The sequence below is a fragment of the Pseudomonas sp. P5_A12 genome, assembly GCF_056400685.1.
Genome location: NZ_JBFUKU010000149.1, coordinates 1 through 13,856, shown reverse-complemented (window position 1 = coordinate 13,856; position 13,856 = coordinate 1). Strand labels below are relative to the sequence as shown.

Annotated in this window: 11 protein-coding genes; 5 read left to right on the top strand and 6 right to left on the bottom strand. The window is 58.0% G+C overall.

Annotated elements, in window-relative coordinates; genetic code table 11:
• On the top strand, positions 1-333 hold a 333-nt coding region (locus AC1DSG_RS19070; protein WP_477792276.1), incomplete at its 5' end, for a hypothetical protein.
• 151 nt (positions 334-484) lie between these two features.
• The gene (locus AC1DSG_RS19065) at positions 485-1,057 is read left to right on the top strand and encodes a chorismate mutase (RefSeq protein ID WP_477792275.1); all 573 of its coding nucleotides are present in this window, start codon (positions 485-487) and stop codon (positions 1,055-1,057) included.
• 489 nt (positions 1,058-1,546) lie between these two features.
• On the opposite strand, the gene AC1DSG_RS19060 is transcribed toward AC1DSG_RS19065, so the two are convergent.
• The 3 genes from AC1DSG_RS19060 to cax all read right to left on the bottom strand — a co-directional run bounded on the left by AC1DSG_RS19060 (position 1,547) and on the right by cax (position 4,107).
• Positions 1,547-2,683 (bottom strand): nickel/cobalt efflux transporter, encoded by a 1,137-nt coding sequence (locus AC1DSG_RS19060; RefSeq protein ID WP_477792274.1) that lies wholly within the window; start codon positions 2,681-2,683, stop codon positions 1,547-1,549.
• 8 nt (positions 2,684-2,691) lie between these two features.
• The gene (locus AC1DSG_RS19055; protein ID WP_223517604.1) at positions 2,692-2,967 is read right to left on the bottom strand and encodes a metal/formaldehyde-sensitive transcriptional repressor; all 276 of its coding nucleotides are present in this window, start codon (positions 2,965-2,967) and stop codon (positions 2,692-2,694) included.
• Positions 2,968-3,036: 69 nt separating this feature from the next.
• The gene (gene cax, locus AC1DSG_RS19050; protein ID WP_477792273.1) at positions 3,037-4,107 is read right to left on the bottom strand and encodes a calcium/proton exchanger; all 1,071 of its coding nucleotides are present in this window, start codon (positions 4,105-4,107) and stop codon (positions 3,037-3,039) included.
• A 271-nt stretch (positions 4,108-4,378) separates the two neighbouring features.
• Here cax and AC1DSG_RS19045 point away from each other — a divergent pair, with 271 nt between their 5' ends.
• Positions 4,379-5,866 (top strand): sensor histidine kinase, encoded by a 1,488-nt coding sequence (locus AC1DSG_RS19045; RefSeq protein WP_477792272.1) that lies wholly within the window; start codon positions 4,379-4,381, stop codon positions 5,864-5,866.
• On the opposite strand, the gene AC1DSG_RS19040 is transcribed toward AC1DSG_RS19045, so the two are convergent.
• The gene (locus tag AC1DSG_RS19040) at positions 5,867-6,565 is read right to left on the bottom strand and encodes a response regulator (RefSeq protein ID WP_477792271.1); all 699 of its coding nucleotides are present in this window, start codon (positions 6,563-6,565) and stop codon (positions 5,867-5,869) included.
• Between the two features lie 568 nt (positions 6,566-7,133).
• Here AC1DSG_RS19040 and AC1DSG_RS19035 point away from each other — a divergent pair.
• Positions 7,134-10,034, top strand: coding sequence for a multicopper oxidase domain-containing protein (locus AC1DSG_RS19035; protein WP_477792270.1), 2,901 nt, complete (start codon positions 7,134-7,136; stop codon positions 10,032-10,034).
• Positions 10,035-10,188: 154 nt separating this feature from the next.
• On the opposite strand, the gene AC1DSG_RS19030 is transcribed toward AC1DSG_RS19035, so the two are convergent.
• The gene (locus tag AC1DSG_RS19030) at positions 10,189-11,115 is read right to left on the bottom strand and encodes a Gfo/Idh/MocA family protein (RefSeq protein WP_477792269.1); all 927 of its coding nucleotides are present in this window, start codon (positions 11,113-11,115) and stop codon (positions 10,189-10,191) included.
• 241 nt (positions 11,116-11,356) lie between these two features.
• Here AC1DSG_RS19030 and AC1DSG_RS19025 point away from each other — a divergent pair, with 241 nt between their 5' ends.
• Positions 11,357-12,343 carry an AraC family transcriptional regulator gene (locus AC1DSG_RS19025; RefSeq protein WP_477792268.1) on the top strand — a complete coding sequence of 329 codons (987 nt, stop codon included), beginning with the start codon at positions 11,357-11,359 and terminating at the stop codon, positions 12,341-12,343.
• 63 nt (positions 12,344-12,406) lie between these two features.
• Here AC1DSG_RS19025 and AC1DSG_RS19020 read toward each other — a convergent pair.
• The coding region (locus AC1DSG_RS19020; protein ID WP_477792267.1) for a tyrosine-protein phosphatase at positions 12,407-13,856 on the bottom strand (1,450 nt) is incomplete at its 5' end.

Sequence of the window (13,856 nt, the reverse complement as noted above, 5' to 3'; positions counted from 1 at the left end):
GCTCAACCTGTGGTCGCTGAAGGCGGCTCGGATCGTCTGATTGAAAGCCGTGTGGCTGAAGGGGGTTCGGATCGTCTGATCGAGAACCGTGTGGCTGCTGATGGTTCAGATCGTTTGATCGAGAATCGTGTGGCCGCTGATGGTTCAGATCGTTTGATCGAGAATCGTGTGGCCGCTGATGGTTCCGACCGCCTGATCGAGAATCGTGTAGCCGCTGATGGTTCCGATCGCCTGATCGAGAATCGTGTAGCCGCTGATGGTTCTGACCGTCTGATGCAGAACCGCGTCGCCGAAGGTGGTGCTGACCGTTTGATCAAGTATCGCGCTGCATGAATGAATAGCCTTCCCGCAGCACTCAACAAAAAGCCCGGCCAAACAAGCCGGGCTTTTTCGTGCACAAATAAATCAGTCCCCACTTAAAGCCTCTGCCGCACCTGTGGTACATAGACCTGATAGCGAATTTTGCGCTCAATGAGGTTTGCCCATGCTCCACTCCCAACGCTTGCCGCAACTGCTGACGTGCGCCCTGTTCGCTTTATTCGCTGGAGGCGTCCAGGCCGGTACACCCTCCCCGGAACCCGATAGCTTGTTACCGCTGCTGGTGACGATCAACGAGCGCTTGAACATTGCTGATCTGGCGGCGTTGACCAAATGGGAYAGTGGCAAACCGATCCAGGACACGGCCCGGGAAACTCAGCTTATCGACAATGCCAGGAAGATTGCCGTGAGCCGCCAGCTGAATTCGGACGAGGCTGCCGAGCTGATCGCCGCACAAATCGAAGCCAACAAGTTGGTGCAATACGGCCTGCTCGCACAATGGCACGCGGCGGACAAGGCACCGGACACGCCAAGGCCGGACCTCCTCAATCAAATCAGGCCACAACTGGATGAGCTGCAACACCGCCTGTTGCGGCAATACGCCGACTTCGTGCCCTATCGCAATGACCCCAGCTGCCCAGACTGGCTGGGAACCGTGCGCGCCAGCCTGATCAAGGATCAACTGCACGGCCAGGCCCTGATCCGCGCCACCGGGGAGCTATGCGTCGCCGCTCAATGACCGGTTAGTCTGCATCAAGCGCATGGCATTACCGCGATACTCACTGAAAAGCCCGGCCTGATCAGCCCTGATGCTATTCGTTTAAGGAGCGACACAATTCTGTAGATACCGTCTTGAACCTCACCGGGCAATCGCGTTTTGTCAGGCAAATCCCAGACGCAGCCTCGCTCTGCTCGACAGCTGCTACAGGGAGGGTGGTGAGTCAGAGCTGGAGGGGATTTGTAGCAGCTGTCGAGCAGRGCGAGGCTGCGTTCGGCGGCGTAGCCGTCGCAATCCCGGCAATTGAGTGTTGTCAGGCAAACAGCAGACGCAGCCTCGCYCTGCTCGWCAGCTGCTACGGGGAGGGTGGTGAGTCAGAGCTGGTTGAGGGGATTTGTAGCTGGCGCAGCCGGCTGCTACAAGGCCCTCTATGGCTGAAGTGAACACTATCAGGCCTGATCAGCCGGCCTTTTTCGTGCACCAAGCAGATCTGTGCCCATTCAAAGCGTCTTAAGCATTCAACCCGATCCAGCCATGCATACCGACATACAAGCCCACGCCGATAATCAACGCGCCGGACAGATAAGGTGCCCGACGCGCAATCGCACCCAACCACGGCCAGTGATTGGTCGCTTGCCGGGCGCCTATGGCTGCCGCCGCGCCGACCGAAACCAGCGTAATTGCTAAACCAATACTGAAGCACAAGACGAGTGCGCCACCCAAGGCGACTTCCTTGACCTGAAGACAGAGCAGCAAAACGGTGATGGCCGCCGGGCAAGGAATCAGCCCTCCCGTCAAACCGAACACGATGATCTGGCCTGTGGTCACTTCACGATGGGTAAAGCGCTTGCGGATGTCATTGGCATGGGCGCGTTCATGTGCGTCCTGATAACCATCAACCGACAATTCCAGGCCTTCCAGTTCCGCGTGCGAATGCCCGTGATCATGCTCCAGGTATTCCAGGTCGTAGTCATGTGAGTGCCCGGCGTGCCCAAGGCTCAAGCGAACGCTGAATTCATGGGGTTCGGGAATGTCCGCCGTCGATTGCAGAAAACCGTCATGTTCAATAAATGAGAACGCTTGGGTGCTGCCGTCCGCACGCGTCGTCAGCACCCGGACATCCGCAGCGCCCCAGGCATGCCCGCTCAATGCTTTCAGGCGCCAATGCGGTGGCATGCCGGCTTCGAAAATCGAAAGCTCGACACGGCCATGACCGGTATCGATACGCTGGGTTTCATCGTGGTGACTGTGATCATGTTCATCATGGTGATGACCTTCACCTTGCTCGAACTTGAACATCTGTTCGCCACGCCAGGTGCGCCACAGCATCCAGAGCGCGATCAAAATAATCAGTGCAGCGGATGCGAGTTGGAAATACGGCTCGGTGGTTTGCGCGTCCAGCCCCTTGCCCAGGTACATACCACCAATAGCGACCAACCAGACCACCGCCGTATGCGACAGCGTTGCGGCCAGGCCCAACAACACCGCTTGTTTGACCGAGCCACGAATGGCCACGATGAACGCCGCCATCATGGTTTTTGAATGGCCGGGCTCAAGCCCGTGCAAGACCCCCAGCAGTATCGCGCTGGGAAAATAGAGCCACGCGTGGGCGCCACCCTGTTGAAGCAGTTCTGCGAAATTTGGCATCACCGGTCCTATTTGGAGTAACGGCGGATGGCTTCGAGCAGTTCTTCGACGCCTTTGGCCCGCTCCTCATCGCTCAGTTCAGGATTGGCGACATGTGCATGCGCGTGAGCTTCGATGATTTCATCCATCAGACCGTTCATGGCCCCGCGAGTTGCCGCGACGAGATGCAAAGTCTTGGCGCAATCGGCCTCTGACTCCAGCGCTCGCTCTATCGCCTGAACCTGTCCGGCGATGCGTTTTACCCGTTTCAATAGATCGTCTTTTTGCCCGTGAATGTGCGCCATACCATACCCCCCCTACCTATATGGCGCACATGATCACCTGTAAGTGAGAGATTCGCAATCCTCAGGCATTCAGGCCGCCACATCAGGTGTAAAGAAATAGGCCAGGCCGAGGATCAAGTAGACGGCGAGTAGTTGCACCCCCTTCAGCCAGTCGGATCGTCCGTCGCCGGCCACCTGACCGGTAATCAGAACGGCCAGCAGCACACTGAGGACCAAACCACCGGAAAACGCCAGGTCCATCGGTGCCGAACCGATGGCGTAGCTGACCAGCACGAGAACCGGGGCCACGAAAAGGGCGACCTGAACGCTGGAACCAATCGCAATCGAGAGCGAGAGGTCCATGCGGTTTTTCATGGCCGCTGAAACCGCGGAAGAATGTTCAGCGGCGTTTCCGAGTATCGCGACAATGAAAACGCCGACAAAGAGATTGCTGAGGCCTAGTTGATGCGCACTTGGCTCGATGGCCGCCACCAAAATCTCGCTGACCCAGGCGATCAACAGCGTCGCCGCGGCCAAAACCAGCAACGCCTTGCTCTTTGACCAAAGTGGGGACTGCTGCCCGTCGCTCGCCACATGGGGGTCCCCGGCAAACAGGTTCTTGTGGGTAATCAGCGAGTACACCAGAAACAGCCCATACACCAGCAGCAAGACTACAGCGATATATAAGCTCAACCTCTGCAGCCCTTCAGGTGCTCGAGGCGCCACCACCGCGTTGTAGGCAGCCGCCAAAACAAGCGCGATGGTCGCCATGGTCAGTAACGTGGCTTGGGAGCGAGCTGCGAGGGCATTGAATTGCTGCTCCTTATGACGCAGCCCGCCGGCGAGCATGGAGGCCCCCAGCACCAGCAGGATATTGCCGACAATGGAGCCGATCAGGGAGGCTTTCACCACATCGTGCAATCCGGCCCGCAAGGCGCTAATGGCGATGATCAGTTCAGTGGCGTTGCCGAACGTGGCGTTGAGCAGTCCACCGACCCCTTCTCCAGAACGCTCCGCCAGTTGCTCCGTCGCCCGGCCCAGCCATCCGGCCAGTGGCACAATGGCCAAAGCAGCAGCCAGAAAGATCAGCAAGTCCTGCTGTGGCGCAATGAACTTCAAGAGGATAGGAATGGGGACGAAGACCAACATCCAATAAAGCATAGCTGTACTCGCATGAGGCCAAGGTGATGAAGCGGCGATCGATATCCGGGTAAGAATGGCTCACTTACGTCCCCCCGTCGAAAATTCCACCAACATAACAATGAGAGTCAGTTGCTATTAACAACGTCGAAAAGGAAACTGCTGGTCAAGAACCGAAATATCATTTTGATTGAGGGTGAAGCGCTTTAGCCGATAAGTGCCAGACTCCAGATATCCGTTGAGCTGCAGAGTTTTCCAACCGACTTATCACGATGATCAGGGAACCCAATCGATGGTAAAAGATGCAAAAGTCGAATCAAAAAACGAGACTTTTATCGCGCAGGAGACTGATGTTCTCGTCGAACCAGCCCCTGCTTCCGATGTGGTTCGCAATGGAATCTGGCGCACTCGGATCAAGTGCCGGGCGCGCAACCTGAGTCGCTCGACCCAGTTTGTCATTGCCGCTGCGGTGATCCTGGGACTGACCATGTTTTCCGTCGGCAAACTGGTGAGCGAAGGCATAGAAAGTGCCGCGGTACAAAGCGCGGCAGAAGCAGCCGCTCAGTACATGGATACGTTTCTTGAGCCCTATGTGCAGGAGATGAGCCRGGACAACAGCCTCTCGGCTGCAAGTGTCCAGTCCCTGGACCGCCTCGCGCAAAGTCGTGCGCTACAACAGCACATTGTCTCGATCAAGATCTGGCGGGCGGATGGCACGGTGGTCTACAGCACGAATAAAGCCCTCACCAACCAAAAATTCCCACCGGATCACGTCACCGAGGCACTCAAGGGCAAAGTGGTCACCGACCTTGAAGAACTGAGCCAGGATGAGAACGAGTTCGAGCGCACCCTGAACGTGCCGCTCTATGAGATTTACGCACCCCTGCGGGATTCAAGCTCCAGGAAAGTCATCGCAGTCGGCGAATTTTATGAAAAGGCCGATAGCCTCAAGCGCGAGATCAATCGCGTCAGACAGCGGGTATGGGTGGTCGTTGGCGCCGCGACGCTGGCAATGCTGACGCTGCTTTTCTTCATCGTGCGACGGGGTGACAAGATTATTCAGCGCCAACAAGTGGCACTGCACTTACGCCTGCAGGAGCAAACCCGTTTGCACATCAGCAATGCCGAACTCCAGCGCAAGATGGCGACGGCGACCCAGGAGTTTTCCCGGGTCAACGAACTCACCTTGCGGCGCATTGGTGCAGACCTGCACGATGGGCCGGCGCAGTTACTGACCTTGATTCTGATCCGGCTCGACGACTTGGCCGAAAACTGCTCGGCGGTCGATCAGGAGTCGCTGGAAACCATTCGTGGCGCCGCCACCGACGCATTGCGGGAGGTCCGCGATTTATCACGAGGCCTGGCACTACCGGAAATCAACGACTTGAGCCTGGTGGAAGAGTTGCAGCTGGTGGCGCAACGGCACGAGCAACGCACTGGCACCAAAGTCACATTAACCCTGGGGCAGCTGCCGAAGGCCGCGCCACTGCCGCTCAAACTCTGTTTGTACCGTTTTGTGCAAGAAACTCTCAACAACGCTTACCGTCATGCCAACGGCGAGGGTCAGGTCATCCAGGCGAAGTGCATTGATAAAGTATTGAAAATCAGCGTCAGGGACAGTGGTCCGGGCATGGCGGAKGACGCCCTGCAACTCGATACATCCGGCAGAACCCGATTGGGCCTCGCCGGTTTGCGTTATCGCGTTGAATCTCTGGGCGGGTTGTTCAGCATCGACTCTTGCGCCTCTGGAACGTCGGTCAATGCACAGTTCAAACTTTAGTCAGGAGCCGCCCTKGGCATCCATTAATGTTTTCCCTGCGCCGATGTGAAGCCGCCCGAGAGCTTCGCGCTCCCTGTAATGCCGTAGGGCCGTGACCGCCTCGACACGATTTCGGGCGTTCAGTTTCTGCATCACACAGCCCATGTGGTGTTTGACGGTTTTTTCGCTGATCAACAGCTTTGTCGCAACTTCCCTATTGGTCAGCCCCATTGAAACCTCACGAATGACCTCCTCCTCCCGAGGGGTCAGATCAAACTTTTGATTTTCCGCTTCGTGTTTCTTGATGTTATTCAGCAGTTTGTTGGCAAACTCGGGGGTGATATACGTCTCCCCCTTGGCAACCGACCTGATCGCCTGGACCAGATCCGGTCCGCTGACACCTTTCAACACATACCCGCGCGCGCCGGCCTCCAGAGCCATAAAGGCATCATCTTCGGACTCTGACACCGTCAGCATCAGCACCTTCACATCCGACAACTCAGTGGAAATGAACCGCACCGCGTCGAAAACATCGCCCGGCATATTGACGTCCATCAGCATCACATCCGGACGCACCCTCTGGGCAATATCCCTGGCGTCTTGCGCATTGGCGCCCTGCTCCACAACCTGAAGATCTGCCCGTTTTTTCAACGTATTGGCAACCCCCTCACGCAACAACGGATGGTCGTCGGCAATGCCGATGCGAATAAATGAACTCATGACGTGCTCCCGGAAGGATTAGCATTCGAACAATCATTCATTAATAGCAGGGAACGCGGGACGCCGCAGCTCACCATTCGTATTTTCCAGGCTCCAGGCGTTCGAAAATCAGGCTTTGGTCGGATAAAAGTCGATTCTCATTAGCTATCATTGTTACAAGACACTAAACATTTATACCCCAACCCATTGTTTTAAAAGGCCGCTAAAAATACTGAAAAAACTTACAGCCTCATAAAACCCGGATCCATCTTTGATCCGCCCACAGTCGCTCTGCTGCACTTTGGCACAACTTCGCTTAGCCCAAACACCCCGCACAATTGCACCCTGTATTGGGGGATATTCCCCGTCATCGGGGCTTTTACCCTGGCCTCTCTTACGCCCGCTTAAAGCCATCCGACATGAGGTGCTCGGCGTAGAGCCATCAGTCACTTCCTGTCATTTTTGGCTGGAAATATGCTTCGTCCCTATACCGGCTCGAAATCAAAAGTTTCGTCAGCCGGGCAAGAAGCAGTGGCTCGCTGCCCATGTATTGCCACGTGCTTCGAGAAACCCGTCAGAGGTGTTTGCGATGAAACTAGATACCGGAAGGTTGAAACCTAGTCCTTTGTCCAAAACCAGGCTGGCGTTGAGTATCTCTGCTGCCGCGATCATGTTGGGGCTGGGCTTGTCCCAGACCCAGGCAGTCCCCCTCGACAACACCGATCCCCCGCCTCCTACCGACCCATCGGCGTTCACCAATCAGCCCGCCGATCCCAATGCGGCATTGAGGGACTTGCTCAAGCAGCCTCCCGCAAACGTCGGCGCCTTCGACTTACCCAATGGAGTGGCTGGTAACCGCAAGACCCCCTTGGTCGACAATGTGCTGCCACCCAATCTGCAAACCAGCTTCAACATCCCCACCAACGGTAATGCCAGCCCAGTGTTCGGGGCTCAACCGTTTTCGCAGAAGCTTGAACTTTTCGAGGAATTCGGCTCGAACAAACTGGATGCGACCGACCCGCCATCACCGGTTCCGTTTCCAGTTCCGACGGTAGGCCCCGCACCGGCGCAAGATCCATTGAAGGTGGCGCGTAGCGGTCCGTCGCCGGCTGCGCTGGATGCCTTTCTCAGGCAGCCAGCATTGACGCCCTTCCCGACAGAGTTCTCCAATGTACTGGACCGCAACCCGTGGAAGGCGCAGATCGAGGATTTCCTCAATCGTCGAGTCGATTCGCCCGCAGAAGGCCGGCCACCGGGTAAAGGCTGGTCGCACCAGCGTTTCAATGAGTTTTTCCCGCGCAACGCCTTCAAGACGGTGCAAGCAGGTGCGCACGTCAACAGCGGCTTACGGGATCGTATGCAACGGCATAACTACGCCGTGGGGGAATTTGCGCCAGGCGGGCTCTATCACAACACCAATGGCGACCCGGCCAACGAGGGCACAACCAAGGGCATTCAAGTGCAGTTTCATCCCAACATGCCTGTCCAGGACCACAATGCGCTGTGGTCATTCGACGGCACCTTTCCGCCCAAACTGCTTCAAGTACGCTATGGCCAAGCGATGCTGATGCGTCATTACGATGCCTTGCCCATTGACCCATCGGCCAACCGGGGCTTTGGCCTGCACACCATCACCACCCATGAACATAACGGCCACTCGCCCGCGGAAAGCGACGGATTTGCCAACGCGTTCTTCTTCCCGGGCCAGTACTACGACTATCGCTGGCCGATCCAGTTGGCCGGTTACGACAGCATCAATACCAATGCCCAGGACGCCCGGGCAGCGTTCCCGTGCGACCCCGGTGAAAAGATTTTCGTCAACGACGTCAACCCCGGCATAAAGACCTGCAACAACGGCACCATMAAGATCCGTGGCGACTGGCGCGAAACCATGAGCACTCACTGGTTCCACGACCACATGCTCGATTTCACCGCGCAGAACGTCTACAAGGGCAATGCGACGATGATGAACTACTACAGCGCCGTGGACCGTGGCAACGAGTCGGTCAACGACGGGGTCAACCTGCGCTTGCCCAGCGGTTCGGGACTGGGGTGGGGTAACCGCGACTATGACATCAACTTGACGATCGCCGACAAGGCCTGGGATCAGGCCGGCCAGTTGTGGTTCAACCCCTTCAACACCGACGGTTTTCTCGGTGACCAGGTGCTGACCAACTGGGAGTACAAGCCCTTCCTGGACGTACGTGCCCGCCGCTACCGTTTCCGCATTCTCAACGGATCGGTATCTCGCTTCTTCAGGCTGGCGGTGGTGCGTCAGGTCAATGGGAATGGCGGCGAGTTTCCTGGCCCGAGAAACTCCGGGGTTTCCTATAACCGGGTGCCGTTCCACATGATTGCCAACGACGGCAATATCATGGAGCACGCGGTGCCATTCGATGGCAGCCTGGACCTCGATGGTGACGGCGACAAACAGGACAACAATGCCATTTTGCCGATGCTGGGCATTGCCGAACGCTATGACATCGTCGTCGACTTCGCGAAAAACGGCATCAAGCCAGGCGACAAGATTTTCTTCGTCAACATCGAGGAGCATGAAAACGGCAAGCTTCCCAAACGTGACATTCCATTGGCGGATGTACTCTCCGGGACGTACCTGCCCGTTGTCAGGCAAACCAGCAACGGGCCACAGTGGGACAAGGGTGACCCGGGCGTGGGCGTGTTCATGCAGCTGAACGTCAAGCCCTACACCGGCCAGGATGTCAGCATGAATCCGGTCGATTTCGAGCCCGCCAAGCCTGGCAAGCCCGAGGGCAAGATCATGATCCCGCTCCCCTTGCACCGTGATGACCCTGCCGATATCGCCCGGCTTGCCCAGGCGCGGCACCGCTCCTTTATTTTTGGCCGCTCCGATGGCACGGATCTTACGCCCTGGACGATCAAGACCGATGGCGGCCCAGGCTTCAACATGAACCCGCGCCGGATTTCAGCCGCACCACAATTGGCCACTGGCCCGACACCGGCAGGGTTCAAGGGTGAAGGCACGCTGGAAGTCTGGAAGATGCAGAACGGCGGCAATGGCTGGGATCACCCGGTGCACGTGCACTTCGAGGAAGGGATCATTCTCAGTCGAGGTGGCAAAACACCACCCGAATGGGAAAAAGGCGCGCGCAAAGATATCTACCGTATAGGCCCCGATCCTGACAGCCTCGACAATGTCGAGATAGCCATACGCATCCGTGAGTTTGCCGGTACCTACATGGAGCACTGCCACAACACACAGCATGAGGACATGTCGATGCTGCTGCGCTGGGACTCTGAGCACCCGGGCCAGATCCAATTGATGCCCACGCCCTTGCCGAGCTGGGACGGCGTGAAATTCGTGAACTCGGTTGCGTTACCGACATTCCGGACGGGAGATGGCGTCGGACCACAGGTCAGGGTCAACAATAACCCGGAAAATAGCAGCGGCAGCGGCAGCGGCAGCGGCAGCGGCAGCGGCAGCGGCAGCGGCAGCGGCAGCGGAGGCTAGCGTCGACTTTCGAACGGCTGGTTATGTCGTCAGCAAACGCAAAAAAACGCTTACATGACCGTTTCAATCCCAAAGCCGCCGATCATCACAGTCGGCTTTGGGTTGCGGATTCAACCGGTCAATGCAACAGATTGGTTAAATCTTTCAGCGGCGGCTAATCGTAGAACGGCTCAACCGACGCCCGACTGCCGACAAAAAAACTATCGGCAACCAGTCGCAGCGGCTGGAGGTCCAGGTCACTGGCTTTGTCGTCAATCAGCTGTTGAAAATGTCGATACACCGCCGCGTACTCACCCTCCTCCGATACGGCTTGGCGCACGCCGTCAATACTCAACAGCGCTCCACCGTTGTCCAGTCGCAGGATGCCTTCGGTGCAGCGAATCTCGATGCTCCAGAGTTCCTCATGACCGTGGTCGAAATCGAACTCCGCGCGGACATCGAGGTGGCGCGCGTCAGACATTTTGATGGAAGCGGCAATAGGCGACTGGCAGTTGCCGGGGACGCGCAGTTCAGCAGACTCGACAAACAGCGGCAACGCCAGCAGATGGGTTGCAATCGACAAGGCATTGATGCCGGGATCGAAAACCCCCAAGCCTCCTGGCTGCCAGATCCATGCCTGGCCGGGGTGCCACTTGCGCACATCTTCCTTCCAGTCGATCTGTACGCTTTGCAGGGTACGGGTGGCCAGCCAGTCACGGGCCGCTTCGATGCCGGGCGCGTAGCGTGAATGCCAGGCGAACAAGCCACTGACACCTTGCTCCTCTGCCTGATTCACCAACGCCATCGCTTCACCCAACGTGGCGCACGGCGGCTTTTCTACCAGCACGTGTTTGCCAGCGGCCAGCGCTTCTTGCACCAGAGCGAATCGCCCTTGCGGCGGTGTGCAAAATGCAATCGCATCGACATGCGGGCCGTTTTCGAGCAACTCGCTCAGGGACTGAAAATTCTCTACCCCGGCGCAGGGCTGCCCTTGCGTTGCGACAGACACCAACTGGAACGCGGGGTTGGCGTTGATCGCTGGAACGTGTTGATCCTGGGCAATCTTGCCGTAGCCCACCAGGCCGAGACGGATTGGTTGCATCAATGACTCCTTGTTTTTTTTCTTGTCTGGGTACGCGAATTGGCAAGATTACGTTTGTATCGCGGGGAAGTCATCGATGACGTGCTTATGATCCATCCAGCACGGGAGCTTGAGCACTGCCGCCCTCCACACCCCACACCGTCACAAACCTGTCACCTACGCCAGCTAACGTCTTCGGGCTCCCCGCCTACCTCAGATCGCCCCTATACCCAAGTTCCTTCGACCCAAGGTGCCACTCAAGGTGTTTTCACCCCCGACACGCCAGCCAATCATCCTCAGATCCAACGACATGCGCTGCGATGACTTTGGCGCGCTGTTCTCGACAATGTTCGGCAACCGTTACTCCGATACGTCGCCCCCACCTGCCAATATCATCATTGGTGGCGTCTACGGCAGACATGAAGGCGTCAGCTTCCGCAGGATGCATTACCACGGCGACTTCACAGTGATGTTTCCCGATCCCCATGACGAAATCACCTTCGTCATTCCTACTGCCGGCAAGATCGTCTTCAATCACACCACCGATTCGGTGGGCGTTATCCACGTTGGCCTGGCAATCGACAAAGCCGATATCCGCTCGATGCACTTTCTCGACAATCACGCCCAGCACGGGATTTCGATCAGACGCGCCCTACTCACCGAAAGACTGTCGACGCTGCTGGACAAGCCCATCCTGGAAAAGCTGCACTTCGAGCCGGTGGTAGACCTGAATATCCCGGCCTTCCAGGGCATCAAGGCCTTGATCGATCTGGCGACAGGAACTGAGTTCGACCTGCTGATCAACTCGGGGACGCTGATGCCTTCACGTCTTCGGGAAATGCTGATCGACGCGGTACTGGAGGCCTGGCCGCACAACTTCACGCAAGCCCTTCAGCGCCCTGCACCGCTGATAGCGCCACGGCATGTGAAGCGGGCCGTCGAGTACATTCAGGAGCATCCCGAGCACCTGGTCAGTGGCACGGATCTGGCCCGACTGAGCAATGTCAGCCAGCGCGCGTTGCAGGAAGGTTTTCGGCGCTTCGTGGGCGTTTCGATTGTTGCCTATCAACGGCAAGTGCGGCTGGAGCGCGCCTACGATGCGCTGGCGCAGGATGTTCCGACGTCGGTGACCGAGGTGGCCCTACGGTTTGGATTCAGCAATGTCGGCAGGTTTTGCCAGTACTTCCAGAACGCCTATGGTGTCAGCCCCGCTGATTTGAAATCAGGGCGCACGCGAGCCCGACGCTAACCGGATCGTCCTGCATAAAGCCCAGGCCGCCGAATAGCGGCGGCCAGAACCCATGCAGCAATGTCAGAACGAATAGCTGGCCTTGAGGCCACCGCTGAAGCCGTGGCTGTCCCCTCCGCCGCTGGCACCGACTTCGGCACCCAGGCTCAGCGGGCCAAGATTGGCCATGAGATTGACCCCGCCGAAGTACAGCTCCCGGCTGTCAAAGGCTGCGCGTTGTTCGATATCCAGGCCGAGCAACTGTCCTTCGCTATCGATTTCATTATCGCCCAGCACATGCTCATAACCCACCTGGACACCCGGCACCAGTTGCCAACTGCCCATGCCGACCGGGGCAAAAGACACATTCAGATTGGCCACTGCACTGCGGCGGGTTTCCTCGGTATCGTCGACGTCGAGGGCCAGCTCGCTGCCCTTCTCCTGGAAGCCGGACACGTCCAGGTGACTGACACGCAGGCCGAGACTCGGTTCGAGGATCATGCCGCTCACCGGCACACGATAGCCCAGCGCCAGGGTTGCGCCGGAGAGGTAGCCATGGCTGTCGCCTTTGGCCGTCCCCAATCCGCCACCGAGGTCGCGCTTGCTTTCGTAGTCAAGCCAGCCGGCGTTGGCGTCGGCGTCGACAAACAGGCCACGCTCCAGGCCGTCCGGTGCGTAGCGGGCACCGGCGGTGAAAAAGGTCCAGTCAGTGTCCACCTCACCGCCCGCTCCGCCGACGTTACCGCGGCTGTATCCAAAACCCGCGTGGGCGCTGAGTTGTTCGGTGAAGCGCTGCGTCAGGCCGATCATCAAGCCTTGGCTATGCTCGTTGCTGCTGGCGGTCTCGGACGAACCATCGGTGCCCAAATAGCCCGCCAGTGCAGTGCTCCACAAGCGATATTGGCCGATCTTGAGGTCCGTGCCGCTGGTGAAAGGCGCAGCGGCCTGGTCGATCATTGCACCCTGGCGCAGCAAGTAGCTGGCAGCATCGGCGTGCACCTGGCCACCAACGGTGGACTCGACACCGCCAAGGGTGCCGGCATCAATCGCCGATTGCAGGTAATAGTTGTAGTCGCTGTAGGTGCCTGACAGGTTGCTGTTCTGCAGCTGTTGCAGCAACCCGGCACCCGCGGCGGCGTTGCCGACGAGACCGGCCTGGCCTGGCAGGCTGTTATAAAAAACCATCTTGCCGCGCAGCACGTAGATGGTCTCCTGGGACAAACCAAGGCCTTGCTTGAGGTAATTGTCCATGCTGCCGAATTCCGCAGTGACTTGATCCAGACTGGCTTGCAGGTAACTGGCTTCTACACCGAGGAGCGGCGCATAGATCGCTGCCATTTCCGGCGGCATGTGCGCCAGCGTCGCCGCCACGCGTGCGGCGGTGTATTCGTTGGTGGCCAGGTAGTCGTTCATGATGGTGGCGCTGTCAACCCCGGCAACACTCAGCAACACGGCGGCGGTCCAGCCCGTCCGATCCTTGCCGGCCGTGCAATGGAACAACGAGGCGCCATCAACGCCCGCCAGTTCATTGGAC

Coding starts and splice junctions, on each gene's coding strand:
- AC1DSG_RS19060 (WP_477792274.1), bottom strand. CDS start 2,683: ATGCCAAATTTCGCAGAACTGCTTCAACAGGGTGGCGCCCACGCGTGG.
- AC1DSG_RS19055 (WP_223517604.1), bottom strand. CDS start 2,967: ATGGCGCACATTCACGGGCAAAAAGACGATCTATTGAAACGGGTAAAA.
- cax (WP_477792273.1), bottom strand. CDS start 4,107: ATGCTTTATTGGATGTTGGTCTTCGTCCCCATTCCTATCCTCTTGAAG.
- AC1DSG_RS19030 (WP_477792269.1), bottom strand. CDS start 11,115: ATGCAACCAATCCGTCTCGGCCTGGTGGGCTACGGCAAGATTGCCCAG.